Here is a 15537-nt window from a genome sequence, read left to right as displayed (position 1 = left end):
GGTGGCGAGGCAACGGTCAGTTCGCGCCGGCGAGGCCGCGCGCGAGGTAGGGATTCGGCTTCTCGACCTTGATGCCGCCGCCGATCACGCCCGACTCGTGCGCGAGCTGCGCGGCGTTGGCATTGATCAGCGCGTCCATGCCGTCGATGGAGGCCTTCGAGCCCTTCTGGGCCTTCTTCGGCAGGACGTTGTCGTTCTCGTCGTATCGGCCGACCACGTTGCCAGCCATCCACGAGGTGATCGGGTTGGCGTCGTGCTGCAGCCGTGCCGGATCCTGATGGCGGGCAACGAGGTCATCCGTCGCCCGCGTCACGTGCGCCGCGGTCTTGGCCACCGAATAGGCCGTGTGCCCGCGCTCCTCGACCGCACCCATGATGTAGTCGGCCTGGAACCGGTCGCAGGCGAAGGCGGCCACGTTGTGCCCCTCGACCATACCGAGGATGTCGGCGAGGATCGTCGGGTGGTGGACGTGGCTGCCGCGCGTCGTCGTCAGGTGCTTCGCCCGCTCCCAGGCGATGAACTGGTCCGCGTACCGGTCGTCTTGGAACCGCGGCGAGCGTTCCGGCAGCCAGTAGCGGAACACCGCGTACATCACGTCGCCCACCACGATGATGAAGGCGGCTGCGTTCAGATCCGAGGCGCTCGCGAGGTCGACCCCCACGAACATCGGGTAGCCCTTCAGCGCGTCGAGCGTCAGCTTCGGGTCCCCGCAGGCGTCCCAGCGTTCGGTCGAGAACAGGTTGCCGGCGGCCCTGCTCCAGATGTTGAGCCGGGTGCGCTTGTACTCCTGCAGCTTCGCCTCGGACCGGCGCGCCTCCCGCGCCTCCGTCTCCAGCGAGGTCGGGTTGAGCGACACCCCGAAGAGCGGGTTCAGCTTCTCGACCACGCCCGGATCGAAGCGATTCTCCTCGTCGTCGCTGTCGCCCGCGTACATGGCGAGCCGATCCGCGATCCAGCTGACCGCGCGGCCCCAGGTGTCCTCCCAGTCGTCACCTTCGCGACGCAGCTCGGCGTCGTAGAGCCGGGGGACACCACCTGGGCGGCCCTCGCCCACTCCGGCGTTGCCAGCGAGGTCGAGCGACATGATGATGCCGGAGTAGGTCACGGCCGCCGGCTCAGTTCAGCTTGCTGATGCCGGTCGCGAGCTTCTCAGCCCCGTTCCCGGTTGAGACCGCATCCAGGGCGGCGTTGCGGTCCTTGCGCGATTGCCGGCCGGCCTTGCCGTCCTTCGATTCATCCGAGCCGGACAGGGCGGCATCGCCGAGCGGTGTGTCGGCCAGACCACCCAGCGCATGCCGGATCTGGTCGAAGCTCTCGCGATCGACAAGGTCCAGATCGTTGCGCATGTCTTCGAGCTTCCGCTCGGTGGCGCGCGCCTTGATGACCGTCCTCAGCGCCTTCTTCGGGATGTGCCAAGCGGTCTTGGCCTCCTCGTAGACGTCACCGATGTCCTCGTTGATGACCGCGCATTCGGCCATGTACGTCATGTGCAGGGCGGTCTTCTTCGCAGCGAGCGCCTCGATGCGGTCGACGCATTCCTTGGTCCGTTTCGGATCGAACCCGTTTCCGTGCTGAGCTGCAGCCATTACGCACTCCACTCGCCCGGACGCGCCCCGGGCCGGCGCCCAACCCGCAGGTGCGGGGTGGGATCAGGTCGGGGTGGGATCAGGCGACGGCGTGAAGCGGCTTGCGCTGCGCCTGACCGCCGTGCTGTCCGAGGCCGATGGCCTTGGCGAGGGCAGAGCGCTTCTCGGCGTAGCTCGCGGCCACCATCGGATAGTCGGAGGGCAGGCCGTAGCGCTCGCGGTAGGCCTTCGGGTCGAGGCCATTCGCCGTGAGGTGTCGCTTCATCGACTTGTAGGGTCGGCCGTCGATGAAACTGACGATCGCGTCCGGGCTCACGGACTTGCGGATCTGCGCCGTGGTCGGCTTGTCGAGCGCATCAGCACCGGCCGCGCGCGGCTCCGCGGCCCGGGTGAGGCCGGAAATCGCGGCGTGCACCGCGCGGATCAGGCCCGGCACGTCGGCCGCCGGCACATGATTCACCCGCAGGTAGTTCGCGACGATGTTGACGGTGTAGTCGACCGCCGTGTCGATGCCGGGCGTGAGGTCGTAGATCTCTTCGGACATGGTGCTCTCCTGGGAACAGAGCGGTGGGGAAGGGGTGGTGGGGCGCGTCACGGCCGGCGCTCCAGCGTGTCGCTGCGCGGATCCTGGCCGCGATCCCAGCGGCGCGGGTCCCACTCGGCCGGCGGGCAGATCTCATCAGCGGCGGCGCCATAACGCTGGGCGGCGGCCGCGCGGCGATCCCGGTAGGCGATCAGCGACCGGATCCGTGCGTTGGCCATCGCCTCGTCGAGCTGAGCGAGCCATTCCAGCATGCGCAGGCAATGGAAACGGAGCGGCCTCATGCGCCGGTCCTCCGCTGCCAGTCCTCAGCCAGCATGGCGTCGATCGCCTGCCGCTCGGCCAGCAGCTTCAGCTTCCGCTCTTCCCGCGCGAGGTTGTCGAGCCAGGGCAGCGGCGCCGCCATCGCGCCGACGATGAAGCCGAGCCCGTAGCGGTTCAGGATCGGGCCGACGTAGTCGACCGAGGGCTTGGCCTCGCCGCTGAACCACTTCTCGACCGTGCGCGCAGGGGCGTTGATCGATTCAGCGACGCATTGCGCAGTTTTAACCGGGTGAATCTGCCGCCACTGCGCCACCCACCTTTGGGGCTTAATCACCCATCCTTGGGTATCGTCGGACCCAGACTTCCGCATGTCGTTCCCCGATGCTGTGTGCATCGGGGGTCCGACGGAGAGACCTGTGGACATGGAGGTAGCAACCGACATCAGCAGGCCTCACAACGAGGCGAGCAGCATCCAACCGAGAGGATCAGCAGATGCAGGGGGATGCGGTACGCAGAACAATCATCCGCATTTACAGGCGCGCGCACGTCTTCGACTTGGCGGAAGAGCGACGTGTGCGTGCGAAAGGCGACCCCGCGGTGGGTCATTGCGATGACACCGCGGGGCGCTCGAGCCCCGGCGGGTCTGCCGGTGCCAGGGCGAGCTGAATGGAAAGCGGCGACGCTCACGGCCACACCGCGACGACGCATGGCGGCACGTCGCGCTCGATCATCTGACCGACAACAACGCCGGCGCCGAATACGGACAGCGCCAGGATACAGCCGAGCAGTGCGAGCGACAGGCGCCAGTCACACAGACCGCAGACGACCGCGGCTTGCGGCCCGGCACTCATCGCGAGGACCAAGGCATAGCGGGCAGCTCGCCGCGATGGGCGGCGCCACGCAGGAGGCCAAGGCCGAGGATGATCGCGGCCCAGAGGGGCACCGAGAGGGTCAAGCCAACGAGGAGGCCGCGCGTGAACATGTCAGGCGGCCGCTTCTTCGATCGAGGCGACTGAGCGGTCAGGCCGCTCGCGCATCAAGTGAGCCTGCACCAGCACGTCGTTGTCGATCGCCAGGCCTCTAGCCTGCGCGGCCTCGACGATCCTCGGCCAATAGATGACCGGAATGGACTCGCGCTGGCGCATGTCACTGCCGCGCGCAGCAGGGTTCTTGGTGAACCCGCAGATCACACCGAAGGCCGTGGGGCCCCCGAGTGCAGCGATGATTTCGGCGACGGATTCCATGGCGACGAGCAAGCTACGCCTGATGCGTAGCGCCTGTCAACGCACAATGCGTAACCCCTTGTGCGAAGCGCCGATCATGGATTCGATCGCTGAGCGCCTGCAGTACCTCCGAAAGAAGGCTGGGTTCGACACAGCCACCGATGCAGCGCGCGCGTTCGGATGGGCGGCATCTACCTACCTCGGCCACGAAAACGGAGACCGGAATCCGAGCCGGGAGACGGCAAAGCGCTATGCCGCGGCCTACAAGACCAGGTGGGAATGGATCTTGGAGGGCGGCCCTCGGCTGGACGCACCGAAGGATGACACCGTGCCGATCGTCGGCGATGTCGGGGCCGGCGCTCGCATCGTATTCAACGGAGAACCGCAAGGCGGCTATGATCGGGCCCCGCGCCCGCCTGGTTCATCCCCCGATACGGTTGCCGCTCGAGTGCGGGGCGATTCCATGCCCGGCCTCGCCGAGGACGATTGGCTCATCTACTACGACGATCGCGTGCGTGGCCTTCCCGACGAGTGGATCGGTCAGCTCTGCGTCGTGTGGATCTCCGAAGACGAGGTCTACGTGAAAAAGGTGTTTCGCGGCCGCGATGGAGGGCCATACCTCCTCGTCTCGACCGGCGGATTACCGCCGATCGAAATCGACGCCATCGAATGGTCCGCAAAGGTGGCCTGGATCAAGCCGCGCTAATAATCGTCAGTCTCCGGCACATCGCCGATCCGCGCTAAAAACGTCGGTGCTGAAAATTCATCAGCGCTGCTCGGGCCTGGGCAAGAATATGCTAGAGCGCCATCGGCCTTATGTTCTGTAACGAGGCGTTCTGCTAGGCGCTTCGCGGCATCAGCGCTTGGGCATTGCCGGATGGGCGATGCGGTAAGTGCGCCTCGGTTTCCGCGGACGAACGGTTGTACAGCATGATACTGCATGTGCGCCATCACTATACCTTGTTCCAGTCCTGACGATCAGAACCTGATCTCGAAATTAGAACACAACCAGAACAAATCTACGCCGATCTGATGCAATCGGAATCTGCGTGACTCCACCGTGGGTTGGGCTGTGCGTGTCTGTGGACAACGCCTTTTGCGCGACCGGCGGAAACCCTTATCAGGTCGCTACGCAATATGCGTTGACAATCGTTACGCACGATGCGTAGTATTAGCCATCGTCGCTCAACGAGCCGATGGAGCCGCAGATGCTCACCGCCCTCGACATCTACCTCTCGCACGCATCGACGACCTCGCTGGTCGTCTACGGATCGCTCGGCGTCCTCGGGCTGTTCGGCGCGCTCTTCAGCGCCGGTAGCCTGGTCGATCACGTCGCCGCCTACCGGGCCGCCCGCTGATGGCCGCTCGCCCCCGCTTCTCCTCGACCGCCCAGGCGGTGCGTGCCTCGGCCGCCATGCGCCGCGCCATCGCCGTCGCCGGTGGCGCCGCCCGGCTCGGTCATCAGCTCGGCCTGCACGCCGTTTCGGTGAATGCCTGGACGTTCTGCCCGGCACAGCACATCAACGCGGTGGCCGTCGCAACCGGCGTGGCGCGCAGCGACCTGCGGCCAGACCTCTTTCCGCGTGCTGACACTGCCCGGCCGCTGACGCCTGATCAGGCGATCGCCGCGCATCTTGCCGCCGGCGCGCACTTCGCCCGGACCGGCCGCTGCCTCTCGGCGGAGGTGGCGTGATGTCGGACGCGCCGCAGGGGCCGAACCAAGCTGCCCACGACCTCATCCTCCGCGCGGCTCGCGAGTCGGTGCGGGTGCAGCAGTCCGTGATCAAGCGGGCCGGGACCGCAGACACGCTGACGATCCGCGATCAGGTCCGTCGCGCCCTGGCCGACGACACGATCACCGAAGCCGCCGTCGATCGCATCCTGTCCGCGCACCGCGAGGTGCAGCGGCAACGTCGAGGAGCCGCCTGATGAACGCGCCGCACCCGATCCGCGTCCAGTACGGCGCGCTCGCTCTCGCACCCGATCCCGAGCCGCTGCCGAGCATGTCCGAGGCGATCGGGCGCTTGGAGACCTCGCTGGCGATCCTCGACCAGATCGCCGAATCCGCGCTCTCCGCGGTTCACCACCTAGGTCGCGCCACGATGGCCGGCGCCGGCCTGCGCTCTGACTGCGCGCGCCTGGAGGACGTCGCTGCAAAGCTGGCGGACGTTGCGCGGCGTACCGAGGCCGCGCGGGCGCGGGTCTCCGGAAAGCTGATGGGCGTGCCATGAGCGCCGCCTCTCGCTACGCGCAGACGCTGGACGTCGCGGCCCGGCAGCAGCTCGGCATCCGACTGCGGGATGCTCGCGAGGCAGCGCGCCTTATTGGCCGGCAGCAGTCGCCAGCGTTGCGCCGGGAGATCGGCGCCGTGCTGAAGGCCGCCCGGGACGCAGCCGGCCTGTCGCAGACCTTCGTGGCCCGTCACCTCGGCATCTCGGCGGCGATGGTCTGTTTCTTCGAGACCGGGCAGCGGCGCGTGCCGCTTGAGCGGCTCGGTGAAGTGGCCAGCATCTACGGTCTGACGCCAGAGCAGCTCGAGCAGCCGCCGGTCGTCACGCGCGACACGGACGAAGCGCAGATCGTCCTCGCGTTCCGCCACCTCGCTGATGCCGACCGCCGCGCCCTCCTGGAGCTGCTGCGGCCATGAGCAACGCCGTCTCACCGTCCCGCAACGCGTCCTTCGGAGCGACGCCCGTGCACTTCCCGCCCTTCATCCCCGCCGAGGTCGTCATGGCTCGCGCCGTCATGCCCGCTGATCACCACGTGCGTCCCGAGCCGATGTCGGCCGAGCGCGCAGCCCGGGCCCTCTACGACGCGGGCCACCGCGCCATCATGGCGAGCGCCTCCGACAGGGATCTGAGCATCGCCATCGTGCGAGCCTTCCCGCCGACCGAGCGCTTCGGCGACGCGCTGAACACGCGGTCGGCCATGCAGGCTGTCCGCTACCACCTACAGCAGATCTGCGCGGCGGCCCAGGCCGACAAGCTGGATCCGGAGCACCTCGATGCGGTGAAGCGGGAGACGGCGCGCTGCGCCCGTCAGATGGGCGACAAGCCCGCGGCCGAGGCAGCTGAGTAAGCGACATGACCCTGCTCGCCCCCGACACCATCGAGCGCTCGTCCACCGTGCGCGTTCACGCCGACCTCTACCAAGGCACGGACGAGTGGATCGCGGCCCGCTGCGGGATGCTCACCGCCAGCGAGATGTCGCTGATCCTGACCCCGACCTTGAAGGCGGCGAAGAACGAGAAGGAGCGCTCGCACCTATACGAGCTGCTCGCCCAGCGGATCACCGGCTTCGTCGAGCCGCGCTTCGTCAGCGACGACATGCTGCGCGGTCGGGATGACGAGGTCGAGGCGCTCACCCTCTACGCGCGGCACTACGCCGAGACCGAGCACGTCGGCTTCATCACCAATGACCGGTGGGGCTTCACGCTCGGCTACTCGCCGGACGCGCTGGTCGGCCGCGACGGCCTCGTGGAGTGCAAGTCTCGCCGGCAGAAGTACCAGGTCGAGACGTTCCTGGTGCACGTCGTCGAGGGCACAATCCCGTCCGATTACCTGCTTCAGATCCAGACCGGGCTCCTCGTGTCCGAGCGGTCCTGGTGCGACCTCGTCTCGTATTCCGGCGGCCTGCCCATGGCGGTGATCCGGACCTACCCGGACGAGAAGGTCCAGCAAGCGATCGTCGAGGCGGCCGGCGACTTCGAGCGCCGCATCCGGGAGGCGATGGACCGCTACCGGGCCTCCGTCGCGACCTCCGGCGCCATCCCGACGATGCGCATATTCCGGGAGATCCAGGCATGACGGACCTGTCGCAAACCATCGCGCCGAAAAGCGACCAGCTGAACGCCGACGACCTGATCGGCGGCCCGCGCACCATCAAAGTGACGCGCGTCTCCGCGATGAAGGAGCCGGATCAGCCGATCGCGATCTACTTCGAGGGCGACAACGGCAAGCCGTACAAGCCGGGCAAGTCCATGCGCCGTGTGCTGGTGCGGATCTGGGGCGTCGATGGCAGCGCCTACGCTGGCAGGCGCATGACGCTCTACCGGGACGACGCGGTGCAGTTCGGCGGCGTGGCGGTCGGCGGGATCCGGATCAGCCACATGTCCGGGCTTTCATCGGCGGTGACGATGCCGCTCACCGAGAAGCGCGCAAGCCGCCGGCCTTTCACGGTCAAGCCGCTGCCGGAGGAGCAGGCCTCGAAGCGCGAGGACGATCGCCAGCAAGGCTCGAAGCGGACGCTGGAGGACGTGGCGCGCGAGAAGGCTCGGAGCGGCCAGGAGGTCTACGATGAGTGGACCGCCCGCCTGAAGCCGGAGCAGGCCGAACGGCTCGTCGACATCCAGGACGACATCAACCGGCTTCTCGACGAAGCGGATGAACGCCGACGCGAGGAAGTCGGAGCCGACGGCTTCCCAGGCGATACGCCGGCCACCGAGAGAGCCGCGTGATGGGCGCGGACACGAGGGCGACCCTCGACCTCTCCACCATCGACCCGCTGCATCTCGCTCTGGCGGCCGAGACGGCGGCGCGAGCCAGCCTCGACGCCGCTGGCATCTTCGGCGCGTGCAGCGAGCGGCCCACCGCCCGACCGACCGTCCGCATGATCGAGCACGGCCAGGCCATGGCAACCCTCGCGCGGCTCATGGCCGTGCTGGGACAAAACTGGGAGGTGATCGAGCCGGTGCTGGAGGCCTGCCTGCGGGGCGACATCGTCGCCATCGAGGAAGCCGCGCCGGTGCGCGCTGGAAGGGACGAGCGGCCCGCGCTCGCGCTGGTGGCACGATGAGTCTCCGCTCGGCCACACTCCACGACCCCTACCTCGTCGGCAACGGCGCATGGTGCTCGTCGTGCTGCCCGGATGGGGCGCCAGCTGGCTTGGACCGGACCCGATTCCGCCGCGGCTGCAACAAGTGCGGCGGAAACGGCCGCGTCGCTTTCTCCGCCGAGATCATCGTCCGGATGACGCGCTCCGGTGGCGTCCAGCCCTATCCGCCGATCATCGCCCGCAAGTCCGGACCTGCGCGGCGCCTTGAGCGAGTGCGGCCGGTGCTGCGCAGGAGACCAGCATGAGCGCTTTCGGATGCCCCCACTGCACCCGCACGTTCGCCGACACCAACGGCCTGTTCTGCCACGTGAATGCTCGCCACGGCCGAAGGGCGGCCCGAGCTGCCGTCCCCAAGCACCCCTCTGTGATCGCCGAGAACGTCCGCACCCGCAACGCGGCGCATCGGGCGGCCAACCGCAAGGCTGAGCCCAGCATGGCCGACCTTGTGATCGAGGCGCACCTCGACCGGGCGATGGGCCTGCCCGTCGATCGCGACATCGCGGAGATGTTCGATGTCTGAGGGCCCGACCTCGCACCTCCCATGCCCCCGCTGCGCCGGCACTGGCTGGGACAGCCACGACGACCGGCGCGTCGAGATGGCCGCTGCGTGGTCTCACACGAAGTGCGGCGGCAGGATCATGGCCTGCGCTTGCACGACCAAGCTGAACGCCATGGCGGCCGTCACGACCGCGTCGACGAGGCGGCTACGCACGGTGGCTGGCTTGGTCATCGGAAGCTCCCTCGTTGCGGCCGCCGGTGATCAGCTCCGTTGGGACAGCCTTATGGCTAAGCTCAGTATCGCTAAGATTTCGTGGATTGTTGCATCGGCCGTGGCGCCTCGCACCACACCCGCCGCCGCGTTCGGGGAGCGGGTGAGCGCGGGGGAGCGGGGATGAAGCCTAACGCTTGCCACATGCTGGCCCCGGTCCCCCGCTCCGAGGCCGAGATCTACCGAAGCCTCCGCAGCACGCTCAGACGCTCACACGATCATCGCGAGCACCACCGCCACCAGGATCAGCAGCGCTGCACCAATCCAGGGCGCCCAGCGCCGAAGCTTATCCTCGCGCATAAAGCCCTCGATCTCGCCCGGCCCTGTCTCTCGCAAGCCGAGTGCCTAGCAGCGCACCGGGCTGGGCGCATCGCCTCTCGAACCGCGGAGTAGCCCCATGGCCGAAACCACAATCACGCGCGAGATGATCGAGGCGGCTGCTGCAGCGATCGCCAATGCCCGGGGCGGCCGACTCGGCGCTCCCGAGATCGTCAACGTCCTCGACATCCTGCCGGAGAAGCTCCTGGCGGAGGTCCTGGAGGATGCCGAAGCCGCTCTGAAGGCCGCCCTCGCGACGGGAGGCGCCCGTCATGGCTGAGCCTGTCAACCAGAACACCGAGCGCACAGACGGTGAAACCGGCTTAACCCAGGTTGCGCAGGTTCCAGCAGGGCCGCGCGGCTACGTGCTGGTGCCGTGCCACCCGCTGCCGGAGATGCTCGGCGCCTTCTGGCGCACGAAGAACACCGGTACGACAGAGATCGGCGGCGAGCACCAGGACAGCAGCGACGTGGCGGCCTACCGCGCCATGCTCGCCGCGGCGCCGCGGCTCGACCCAGCTTCGATCGCCGCCGCCCTCGACGCGGCAGCCGACGCAGCCGGGAAGGACGCCGTCTGGTGCTCATCCGACGAGCGCGCGATCGCACAGGCTCAGCGCGCGGCTACATACCGCCGCCTCGCCGCCGTGCTGCGCGAGCCGGGCTTCGGGGACGGGCGGTCGTGAAGCGCTATGCGAACATCACCCCGATTGAATCACGCTGTCGCCATGTCACTTGGACATCCCGGATCTCGCCGCTGTGTTTCACAACAAGAGTGAAAGTCTCGGGAATATCGTGTGGGTTTAAGACCTTGAGCTCCGCGCCTCCTTCAGAGCGACCGACCATCGTGCACGGCATCCGTCCCCTAGTCGTGAGAACATACACCAGCAAGATCGTTGCTTCACGTCGGCTGTCTGTGAAATCCTGCGTCACAATTCGATCCTATGAAGACATGGTTATATTAAATCAATACATCGACGACTCGAGCGGCCCGAGCGCTGACATTCTGCGTCGCGGGTGGGGGCGCGTGCTCCTCAATGGCGACGGGGACGAATCGCCGGCTATTGCTGGGCAGCCCTTCCCGCGCCGCCTGCAGCTGTGCCGCGCGAAGCATCGTAAAATAGTTGTCAGTCGAAACGCTGATCATGAATTGCGCCTCCACTCAAAGGCATTATTACTTTCGAGGATTAAAAGGAGCTTAAAGCCAAATTTTGACTGTAATAATGTATGTAGAGGCATAACGGCGCAGGTGCGTCGATGATCGGCCGCGCATACCTCGAAGCGGGCTCGCTCGTCCGCGTGCTGATCCGCTGGGGCAAGACCGGCGCCGGTCCGTCCGCGCCGATCGGCAAGTTGGACGGCTCCAGCTGGGGCCGCCGACGCGCCCCGCACAACGTCCTGATCGAGCGCCAGGATGGCAGCCGGGTGGTCCGACCGTTCCGTGGCCTGCGCAAGCTGCCGGAGGTTCGCCTTGGCTGAGCCCGACATTCAGGTGGCGAATTTCAGGCCGAGCTTGCGATCTTCGCGCCAAAGCACCAGGCAACGCTCGTCGAGGCGTAGCCCCTCTGAGATCAACCTAAATGTACCTGGAAGTGCCGTATCTGGGCCAATCTCGATCGTTGCTATGGATCTACCCAGATCCGAAACGAGGCAATCGCAGAAATCCTGCGGCTCACCGAAGAGTATTCTGCCGGTCTCCAATGCGGATCCGTGCCGCTCGAATCTTCGATGTTCGGCCATGACGCTCCTCCCTGGCGTCGGATCTAGCATCATCGGCGCGGGGAATAAATCTGTGTTGGCTTTGAATACATTACTCTCTACGGCCGACGCGCTCGACATCGCGGGGGCGGCATGAGCGCAGAACGCGATGAGAAGCTCGCCGAGGCGCTGGACTACCTGCGCATGCCCGAGGTGACCAAGGCCAAGTATGCCGTCGTGCCGGTGCAGGGCGATCGCCAGGCCGTGGCCATCATCGAGGGAGTGATCGCCGACATGCGGGCCGATCGCGCCCGCCTCCTCATCGCCTTCCACGACGCGATCCGCCGACCGCTCGGCGTCACGCCGGACAGCGGCGCCGAGTTCTACGATCCGCGGATGGCGGATGAGGCGGAGGGACGCCGGCGGCTCAAACAGGCCGGCGGCCGCCATGCGTACCGGCCGCACAAGCTCTACCCGCATTTCTGCGCGCAATGCGGCTACGCGCAGCGCGAGGCGCTGATGCATCTGCCGGCTGACGACGCCGGGCTGAACGAGCGGGGAGGGGGCAGTGCCGCGTAGCGTCCGTGCCTCGGAGGAAGGGAAGGGGAGAGCCGTGCCTTTGCCTGCGAGCCGATTGCTCACGCTGCCTGAGGCGGCGGCCTACTGCCGGCTTTCGGCGCCCGCCTTCGAGCGAGCCTGCCCGGTGACCCCTCTGTCGCTGTCGCCCGACGCGCGTCTCGACAAGCGGCTCCTGCGCTACGACCGCAAGGCGCTCGACCGGTGGCTCGACGGGCTGTCCGGACTCACGGACGATGCTGCAGATCCAACCGACTGGGGCGCGAAGGTATTCGGGTGACGACACGACACAAGATCGCGGGCGTGAAGCGGTTCTGGTCCGCGAAGGCCGGGAAGACCTATTACTACCACCGAGCGAGCGGTGCCCGCATCCATTCCGAGCCGGGCACGGCGGCCTTCGTTAGTGAGGTTGACCGGCTCAACCAGGCCTGGAAGGCGAAGGCCGTCGCCAAGAACACGCTGGGCCACCTTATCGCGGAATACCGGAAGACGCCGGAGTACCTGCGGCTGAAGCCCATCACGAAGGCCGACTACGAGCGCGTCCTGATTATGTTCGAGAAGGCCGGCGGCATGCCGCTCTCGGCGATCACGCGGGCGCAGGTATTCACATGGCGGAATCAGGCGTTCGCCAAGCACAAGCGTCGGTTCGCGAACTACGTGGTGCAGGTTCTCTCCCGCATGCTCGGCGTCGGCGTGAACCTCGGCCTGTTGGAGACGAACCCGGCGCTGCGCGTGGAGAAGATCCGCAAGGCGACCGGCGAGAAGCATCGGAACAGGCCCTGGACGAGCGACGAGCGTGAAGCCGTGCTCTCGGCCGCGCCGATCCAGTTGAAGGCACCGCTCGCCTTCATGCGCTATCTCGGCGCGCGATTGGGCGATGTGCGCACGATGCCGGCGGCCGCGTATCAGGACGGGATGATCACCTTCCGGACGGGGAAGGGCGACGTCGAGGTGTGCGTGCCGTGTCCGGCGCCGCTCGCTGCGATCCTCGACCAGCGCCTCCCGAGCCGGACGCACCTGTTCGTGACGTCTGAGGGCACGCCCTGGACCGATGGCGGTTGGAACGCCTCGTGGCGCAAGCTGCGCACGCGACTGGAAGATGCGGGCAAGGTGCGTCCCGGCCTCACGGCGCACGGGCTACGACACAGCGTCGCGACTGATCTGCGCGAGCTGGGAAAAACGGATCGGGAGATCGCCGACATCCTCGGCCAGCGCACAACCTACGCCACGCCGGTCTACCACCGGACCGCCGACATGAAGCGCTCAAATGCGCGCGTGATGGGCGAGTTGCACGGGGATGACCGTTCCGACGAAAAGTCAAACTCGGTGGCAAACTTGCCGAGTTGAGCAGCGGTCGATCTAGCTAAGTTATTGATTTATCGGTGGCTGGGGGACCTGGATTCGAACCAGGACTAGAGGAGTCAGAGTCCACCGTTCTACCGTTAAACTATCCCCCAAGCTATGTTCTGGCTGAGCCTTCTGACAAGCTGATCGCCAGGCACGACCCGCGTTGCATGAGCAGCCCGCGGCGTGGGCGGTGGGATAAGCGGAATGTTCCGGCAGGTCAACCGGTCGTTCAGTGGTTGACGCGGGAACGAACACGGCCCTAACCATCGCCTTGTGGATCCCGCGAAGGAAGGGTGGCCGAGTGGTTTAAGGCAGCGGTCTTGAAAACCGCCGTGGGGGCAACTCCACCGTGGGTTCGAATCCCACCCCTTCCGCCAAATTTCGTTGTTTCGACTGCATAATTCCCGGACCTGGCGCCTGTAACCCACCATCTACCCCACCAGCGTGGATTCGATGGCCACCAACCCCTCCGTCTCCGAACTGCGCAAGGCCGCCGAGATCTCCGACCAAGAGATCGATGCTGCTATCGACGCGGTGCTGGCCGACCTCGCCGCCAATGCCTATCCGCTCGCGAAGGGCTGGACGCTCGACCTAGTCGAGATGCTGCAAACAGACGAGCGCGCGGCCGATGCACCGAAGACCGACAAGGCGGCCTGGAAGCGCGACATGGGCCGGACCGCGATCCTGCTGGCGCATCCCGTGAAGGGGTGAGCGCGGACGAGCCCGACTCGATCCTTGAGGCTGTCGAAACATCGCGAGCCGCCGGGCGCAGACCCAAACCGTGCCCATGCGTTCGAGGTAAACCGTCACGCACGCGATGCGGCGGCGGTGTCGGGCCTCAGCCACGCTCGACCACAGGAGCGCACAGGCGAGCGCCAGCGCCGCGAAACAGCGGGTCATCATAGATCTCTTGGCTACACGAAGGCGATTTTACCAGCAATTCCACGCGCGAAGTGCTAAATAAGGCGGGATTATTGATTTTGTTGGGGCGATACATATTCGCCATCAGACGAGAGCCACTTGCGCAATGGAGATGTTGGTAGTTAAGGCCGGCAGCGATCGCACGCGGGGTTTTATCTACGTAAACGATGCGGATACGCTAGCGCGCATAATATATTGATCGGATCTAAACATTAGGTACCGTGTATGTTGTCTCGATTTATCGATCGCAGATTCGTTTGGGAGTCGTGAAATGAATTCGGCAAAAAAATCTTTGAGCGCCATGTCGTTCTTGGGTTTGGCCCTCTTCTCGATGCCCTCCAGCGCTCACGCCTCCTTATTGGATGTACTTTTCGGTAGTGGGGGTGGCGGTGGTCAGCAAGGAGGCGGCAATACGGGCGGAGCCCCGTCTCCAGAAGTGAATGCTATGCTCGGGTTAGTGCTGGCTGGTGGTACGGTCGCCTTCCTCAAGCGCCGGAAGAGCAAAGCCAAGGCTGAGTGAAGCGGCGCAAGAGGGGTGCGGGTCATTATCCTTGCTGATGTTCCGCAGCCCTATGCTGGCGGCGCGCATCAGTCGCTCTCCTCGGCGGAGAGGTGCAGGGTCACTGCCGAGGAAGTCGCCTGGAATGGGTCGTAGTTAGCCAGCGTGCTCAGCAGCGAGATGACCGCCGGGTTCGTGCGGCTCTCGCGGACCAAACCCGTGACGGTGATCGTCTTGTCGGCGTTCAGCGTGAGGCCGGAAAGGCGGAAGACGTAGTCCCTCGTCCCGGCGGCTTGGATCGCGTGCCGGATTACCGGCAGCACCGCGAAGTACCCGGCAGGGATGGTCGCTGAGACCACGCCGCCCACCGGCACGTTGACGGCCTTCGCCCAGGAGCCCGCCGTGATGCCTGCCGAAATGCACGCTCCAGTCCGGGGGCTGGCGCTGAAGGCTCTACGCGCAGTCGCGGCGAACCCCGGCGGCCTCCGGACGCAGGCTCGCCCGTCCATCATGCCGATTCTGGTCGACATGGGGCTGGACGAGTCGCGCGTTACCCGCGGCCCAGGGCGCGCGCGGTCGGCGTGGTACTTGATGCACGCCGGTCGCCAGCTGCTGTCCCAACTCGGGCGGCACCGAGGTGCGGGCCGACTGAGCAGCGGGTGTCCGGCTACGTGCTGGCGGTCTGCGACGGCCGCTCCCGCTTCCGCACGATCCGAGCCCGGTCGCGCGGTGTGACCATGTGCGTCGGCCATTCCTGGCACGCGGCCTCAAACGCCGCGAGCGCGAGGGCCAGCGGGTAGATCGTGGCGAGGTGCAGCTCGATGTTGCCGCCGACCTCCTTCCAGACTTCGATCGTGTAGGGCACGCCCGGCGGCACTGGCGGGATCTGCTTCACCGGCGGCGGCAGCGTGATCGCGGCGAGGCACAGGTGCTCGTATTTGCGCGCGGTGCGCAGCGTTCCGCCA

Annotated in this window: 29 protein-coding genes and 2 tRNA genes; 20 read left to right on the top strand and 11 right to left on the bottom strand. The window is 66.5% G+C overall.

Annotated elements, in window-relative coordinates; genetic code table 11:
• Positions 1 to 16 precede the first annotated feature (16 nt).
• From MMSR116_RS10950 to MMSR116_RS10920, 7 genes are all read right to left on the bottom strand, one after another.
• The gene (locus MMSR116_RS10950) at positions 17 to 1105 is read right to left on the bottom strand and encodes a terminase TerL endonuclease subunit (protein ID WP_010683128.1); all 1089 of its coding nucleotides are present in this window, start codon (positions 1103 to 1105) and stop codon (positions 17 to 19) included.
• 10 nt (positions 1106 to 1115) lie between these two features.
• Positions 1116 to 1586, bottom strand: a complete 471-nt coding sequence (locus MMSR116_RS10945; RefSeq protein ID WP_010683129.1) for a DUF2312 domain-containing protein — start codon at positions 1584 to 1586, stop codon at positions 1116 to 1118.
• Between the two features lie 79 nt (positions 1587 to 1665).
• Positions 1666 to 2130, bottom strand: a complete 465-nt coding sequence (locus MMSR116_RS10940; protein WP_010683130.1) for a MucR family transcriptional regulator — start codon at positions 2128 to 2130, stop codon at positions 1666 to 1668.
• Positions 2131 to 2177: 47 nt separating this feature from the next.
• Positions 2178 to 2411 carry a hypothetical protein gene (locus MMSR116_RS10935; RefSeq protein WP_010683131.1) on the bottom strand — a complete coding sequence of 78 codons (234 nt, stop codon included), beginning with the start codon at positions 2409 to 2411 and terminating at the stop codon, positions 2178 to 2180.
• The gene (locus MMSR116_RS10930) at positions 2408 to 2704 is read right to left on the bottom strand and encodes a hypothetical protein (RefSeq protein WP_244625641.1); all 297 of its coding nucleotides are present in this window, start codon (positions 2702 to 2704) and stop codon (positions 2408 to 2410) included. Before MMSR116_RS10930 ends, MMSR116_RS10935 begins: the two co-directional genes overlap by 4 nt.
• A gap of 370 nt (positions 2705 to 3074) precedes the next feature.
• Positions 3075 to 3254 carry a hypothetical protein gene (locus tag MMSR116_RS10925; RefSeq protein WP_158168830.1) on the bottom strand — a complete coding sequence of 60 codons (180 nt, stop codon included), beginning with the start codon at positions 3252 to 3254 and terminating at the stop codon, positions 3075 to 3077.
• A 120-nt stretch (positions 3255 to 3374) separates the two neighbouring features.
• Complete coding sequence (locus MMSR116_RS10920) at positions 3375 to 3647, bottom strand: hypothetical protein (protein WP_244625640.1); 273 nt, start codon at positions 3645 to 3647, stop codon at positions 3375 to 3377.
• Between the two features lie 64 nt (positions 3648 to 3711).
• Between MMSR116_RS10920 and MMSR116_RS10915 the strand changes: the two genes are divergently transcribed.
• The 14 genes from MMSR116_RS10915 (at position 3712) to MMSR116_RS10850 (ending at position 11010) form a co-directional block, all read left to right on the top strand.
• Entirely contained in the window at positions 3712 to 4320 is a 609-nt protein-coding gene (locus tag MMSR116_RS10915; protein WP_010683136.1) for a LexA family transcriptional regulator, read from the top strand.
• A gap of 502 nt (positions 4321 to 4822) precedes the next feature.
• On the top strand, positions 4823 to 4972 hold the full coding sequence (locus MMSR116_RS10910; RefSeq protein WP_010683137.1) for a hypothetical protein: 150 nt from the start codon (positions 4823 to 4825) through the stop codon (positions 4970 to 4972).
• Complete coding sequence (locus MMSR116_RS10905; protein WP_010683138.1) at positions 4972 to 5307, top strand: YdaS family helix-turn-helix protein; 336 nt, start codon at positions 4972 to 4974, stop codon at positions 5305 to 5307. Before MMSR116_RS10910 ends, MMSR116_RS10905 begins: the two co-directional genes overlap by 1 nt.
• Complete coding sequence (locus MMSR116_RS10900; protein WP_010683139.1) at positions 5307 to 5543, top strand: hypothetical protein; 237 nt, start codon at positions 5307 to 5309, stop codon at positions 5541 to 5543. Before MMSR116_RS10905 ends, MMSR116_RS10900 begins: the two co-directional genes overlap by 1 nt.
• Complete coding sequence (locus tag MMSR116_RS10895; protein ID WP_010683140.1) at positions 5543 to 5845, top strand: hypothetical protein; 303 nt, start codon at positions 5543 to 5545, stop codon at positions 5843 to 5845. Before MMSR116_RS10900 ends, MMSR116_RS10895 begins: the two co-directional genes overlap by 1 nt.
• Entirely contained in the window at positions 5842 to 6261 is a 420-nt protein-coding gene (locus tag MMSR116_RS10890) for a helix-turn-helix domain-containing protein (RefSeq protein ID WP_010683141.1), read from the top strand. Before MMSR116_RS10895 ends, MMSR116_RS10890 begins: the two co-directional genes overlap by 4 nt.
• Positions 6258 to 6692, top strand: coding sequence for a hypothetical protein (locus MMSR116_RS10885; protein ID WP_244625639.1), 435 nt, complete (start codon positions 6258 to 6260; stop codon positions 6690 to 6692). Before MMSR116_RS10890 ends, MMSR116_RS10885 begins: the two co-directional genes overlap by 4 nt.
• Positions 6693 to 6697: 5 nt before the next feature.
• A complete protein-coding gene (locus MMSR116_RS10880) occupies positions 6698 to 7420 on the top strand; it encodes a lambda exonuclease family protein (RefSeq protein ID WP_010683143.1) in 723 nt (240 codons plus the stop codon).
• Positions 7417 to 8070: a hypothetical protein gene (locus MMSR116_RS10875; RefSeq protein WP_010683144.1), complete on the top strand. Its 654-nt coding sequence runs from the start codon at positions 7417 to 7419 to the stop codon at positions 8068 to 8070. The genes MMSR116_RS10880 and MMSR116_RS10875 overlap by 4 nt, the downstream gene beginning before the upstream one ends.
• On the top strand, positions 8070 to 8408 hold the full coding sequence (locus tag MMSR116_RS10870; protein WP_010683145.1) for a hypothetical protein: 339 nt from the start codon (positions 8070 to 8072) through the stop codon (positions 8406 to 8408). The genes MMSR116_RS10875 and MMSR116_RS10870 overlap by 1 nt, the downstream gene beginning before the upstream one ends.
• Positions 8409 to 8688: 280 nt before the next feature.
• Positions 8689 to 8967, top strand: coding sequence for a hypothetical protein (locus MMSR116_RS10865; protein ID WP_039892462.1), 279 nt, complete (start codon positions 8689 to 8691; stop codon positions 8965 to 8967).
• A gap of 646 nt (positions 8968 to 9613) precedes the next feature.
• Positions 9614 to 9814, top strand: coding sequence for a hypothetical protein (locus MMSR116_RS10860; RefSeq protein WP_010683148.1), 201 nt, complete (start codon positions 9614 to 9616; stop codon positions 9812 to 9814).
• Complete coding sequence (locus MMSR116_RS10855; RefSeq protein WP_010683149.1) at positions 9807 to 10217, top strand: hypothetical protein; 411 nt, start codon at positions 9807 to 9809, stop codon at positions 10215 to 10217. Before MMSR116_RS10860 ends, MMSR116_RS10855 begins: the two co-directional genes overlap by 8 nt.
• 571 nt (positions 10218 to 10788) lie before the next feature.
• Positions 10789 to 11010, top strand: coding sequence for a hypothetical protein (locus MMSR116_RS10850; RefSeq protein WP_010683150.1), 222 nt, complete (start codon positions 10789 to 10791; stop codon positions 11008 to 11010).
• Between the two features lie 9 nt (positions 11011 to 11019).
• Here the strand turns inward: MMSR116_RS10850 and MMSR116_RS10845 are convergent, their stop codons facing one another.
• A complete protein-coding gene (locus MMSR116_RS10845) occupies positions 11020 to 11271 on the bottom strand; it encodes a hypothetical protein (RefSeq protein ID WP_158168828.1) in 252 nt (83 codons plus the stop codon).
• A 111-nt stretch (positions 11272 to 11382) separates the two neighbouring features.
• Between MMSR116_RS10845 and MMSR116_RS10840 the strand changes: the two genes are divergently transcribed.
• The 3 genes from MMSR116_RS10840 (at position 11383) to MMSR116_RS10830 (ending at position 13152) form a co-directional block, all read left to right on the top strand.
• Entirely contained in the window at positions 11383 to 11808 is a 426-nt protein-coding gene (locus MMSR116_RS10840) for a hypothetical protein (protein ID WP_039892464.1), read from the top strand.
• A gap of 124 nt (positions 11809 to 11932) precedes the next feature.
• Positions 11933 to 12085, top strand: a complete 153-nt coding sequence (locus MMSR116_RS10835) for a hypothetical protein (protein ID WP_158168826.1) — start codon at positions 11933 to 11935, stop codon at positions 12083 to 12085.
• A complete protein-coding gene (locus MMSR116_RS10830) occupies positions 12082 to 13152 on the top strand; it encodes a tyrosine-type recombinase/integrase (RefSeq protein WP_010683153.1) in 1071 nt (356 codons plus the stop codon). Before MMSR116_RS10835 ends, MMSR116_RS10830 begins: the two co-directional genes overlap by 4 nt.
• 36 nt (positions 13153 to 13188) lie before the next feature.
• Here the strand turns inward: MMSR116_RS10830 and MMSR116_RS10825 are convergent.
• A tRNA-Gln gene (locus tag MMSR116_RS10825) sits at positions 13189 to 13262 on the bottom strand.
• 177 nt (positions 13263 to 13439) lie between these two features.
• Here MMSR116_RS10825 and MMSR116_RS10820 point away from each other — a divergent pair.
• The 3 genes from MMSR116_RS10820 to MMSR116_RS10810 all read left to right on the top strand — a co-directional run bounded on the left by MMSR116_RS10820 (position 13440) and on the right by MMSR116_RS10810 (position 14593).
• Positions 13440 to 13529: transfer RNA gene (locus tag MMSR116_RS10820), tRNA-Ser, on the top strand.
• A gap of 76 nt (positions 13530 to 13605) precedes the next feature.
• Positions 13606 to 13863 carry a hypothetical protein gene (locus MMSR116_RS10815; protein ID WP_010683154.1) on the top strand — a complete coding sequence of 86 codons (258 nt, stop codon included), beginning with the start codon at positions 13606 to 13608 and terminating at the stop codon, positions 13861 to 13863.
• Positions 13864 to 14344: 481 nt separating this feature from the next.
• A complete protein-coding gene (locus MMSR116_RS10810) occupies positions 14345 to 14593 on the top strand; it encodes a hypothetical protein (RefSeq protein WP_158168824.1) in 249 nt (82 codons plus the stop codon).
• A 68-nt stretch (positions 14594 to 14661) separates the two neighbouring features.
• On the opposite strand, the gene MMSR116_RS10805 is transcribed toward MMSR116_RS10810, so the two are convergent.
• Together MMSR116_RS10805 and MMSR116_RS10800 are read right to left on the bottom strand one after the other, a co-directional pair.
• Positions 14662 to 15102 carry a hypothetical protein gene (locus MMSR116_RS10805; RefSeq protein WP_158168822.1) on the bottom strand — a complete coding sequence of 147 codons (441 nt, stop codon included), beginning with the start codon at positions 15100 to 15102 and terminating at the stop codon, positions 14662 to 14664.
• 137 nt (positions 15103 to 15239) lie between these two features.
• On the bottom strand, positions 15240 to 15467 hold the full coding sequence (locus MMSR116_RS10800) for a hypothetical protein (protein ID WP_244625638.1): 228 nt from the start codon (positions 15465 to 15467) through the stop codon (positions 15240 to 15242).
• Positions 15468 to 15537 lie beyond the last annotated feature (70 nt).

The sequence above is a fragment of the Methylobacterium mesophilicum SR1.6/6 genome, from assembly GCF_000364445.2.
GTDB lineage: Bacteria > Pseudomonadota > Alphaproteobacteria > Rhizobiales > Beijerinckiaceae > Methylobacterium > Methylobacterium mesophilicum_A.
The sequence above is the reverse complement of the archived record's forward strand: the minus strand, read 5'-3'. Positions and strand labels throughout refer to the sequence as shown.

Coding starts and splice junctions, on each gene's coding strand:
- MMSR116_RS10945 (WP_010683129.1), bottom strand. CDS start 1,586: ATGGCTGCAGCTCAGCACGGAAACGGGTTCGATCCGAAACGGACCAAG.
- MMSR116_RS10805 (WP_158168822.1), bottom strand. CDS start 15,102: ATGTCGACCAGAATCGGCATGATGGACGGGCGAGCCTGCGTCCGGAGG.
- MMSR116_RS10860 (WP_010683148.1), top strand. CDS start 9,614: ATGGCCGAAACCACAATCACGCGCGAGATGATCGAGGCGGCTGCTGCA.
- MMSR116_RS10880 (WP_010683143.1), top strand. CDS start 6,698: ATGACCCTGCTCGCCCCCGACACCATCGAGCGCTCGTCCACCGTGCGC.
- MMSR116_RS10940 (WP_010683130.1), bottom strand. CDS start 2,130: ATGTCCGAAGAGATCTACGACCTCACGCCCGGCATCGACACGGCGGTC.
- MMSR116_RS10815 (WP_010683154.1), top strand. CDS start 13,606: ATGGCCACCAACCCCTCCGTCTCCGAACTGCGCAAGGCCGCCGAGATC.
- MMSR116_RS10885 (WP_244625639.1), top strand. CDS start 6,258: ATGAGCAACGCCGTCTCACCGTCCCGCAACGCGTCCTTCGGAGCGACG.
- MMSR116_RS10895 (WP_010683140.1), top strand. CDS start 5,543: ATGAACGCGCCGCACCCGATCCGCGTCCAGTACGGCGCGCTCGCTCTC.
- MMSR116_RS10855 (WP_010683149.1), top strand. CDS start 9,807: ATGGCTGAGCCTGTCAACCAGAACACCGAGCGCACAGACGGTGAAACC.
- MMSR116_RS10850 (WP_010683150.1), top strand. CDS start 10,789: ATGATCGGCCGCGCATACCTCGAAGCGGGCTCGCTCGTCCGCGTGCTG.
- MMSR116_RS10915 (WP_010683136.1), top strand. CDS start 3,712: ATGGATTCGATCGCTGAGCGCCTGCAGTACCTCCGAAAGAAGGCTGGG.
- MMSR116_RS10905 (WP_010683138.1), top strand. CDS start 4,972: ATGGCCGCTCGCCCCCGCTTCTCCTCGACCGCCCAGGCGGTGCGTGCC.
- MMSR116_RS10935 (WP_010683131.1), bottom strand. CDS start 2,411: ATGAGGCCGCTCCGTTTCCATTGCCTGCGCATGCTGGAATGGCTCGCT.
- MMSR116_RS10840 (WP_039892464.1), top strand. CDS start 11,383: ATGAGCGCAGAACGCGATGAGAAGCTCGCCGAGGCGCTGGACTACCTG.
- MMSR116_RS10875 (WP_010683144.1), top strand. CDS start 7,417: ATGACGGACCTGTCGCAAACCATCGCGCCGAAAAGCGACCAGCTGAAC.
- MMSR116_RS10890 (WP_010683141.1), top strand. CDS start 5,842: ATGAGCGCCGCCTCTCGCTACGCGCAGACGCTGGACGTCGCGGCCCGG.
- MMSR116_RS10900 (WP_010683139.1), top strand. CDS start 5,307: ATGTCGGACGCGCCGCAGGGGCCGAACCAAGCTGCCCACGACCTCATC.
- MMSR116_RS10865 (WP_039892462.1), top strand. CDS start 8,689: ATGAGCGCTTTCGGATGCCCCCACTGCACCCGCACGTTCGCCGACACC.
- MMSR116_RS10810 (WP_158168824.1), top strand. CDS start 14,345: ATGAATTCGGCAAAAAAATCTTTGAGCGCCATGTCGTTCTTGGGTTTG.
- MMSR116_RS10870 (WP_010683145.1), top strand. CDS start 8,070: ATGGGCGCGGACACGAGGGCGACCCTCGACCTCTCCACCATCGACCCG.
- MMSR116_RS10845 (WP_158168828.1), bottom strand. CDS start 11,271: ATGGCCGAACATCGAAGATTCGAGCGGCACGGATCCGCATTGGAGACC.
- MMSR116_RS10910 (WP_010683137.1), top strand. CDS start 4,823: ATGCTCACCGCCCTCGACATCTACCTCTCGCACGCATCGACGACCTCG.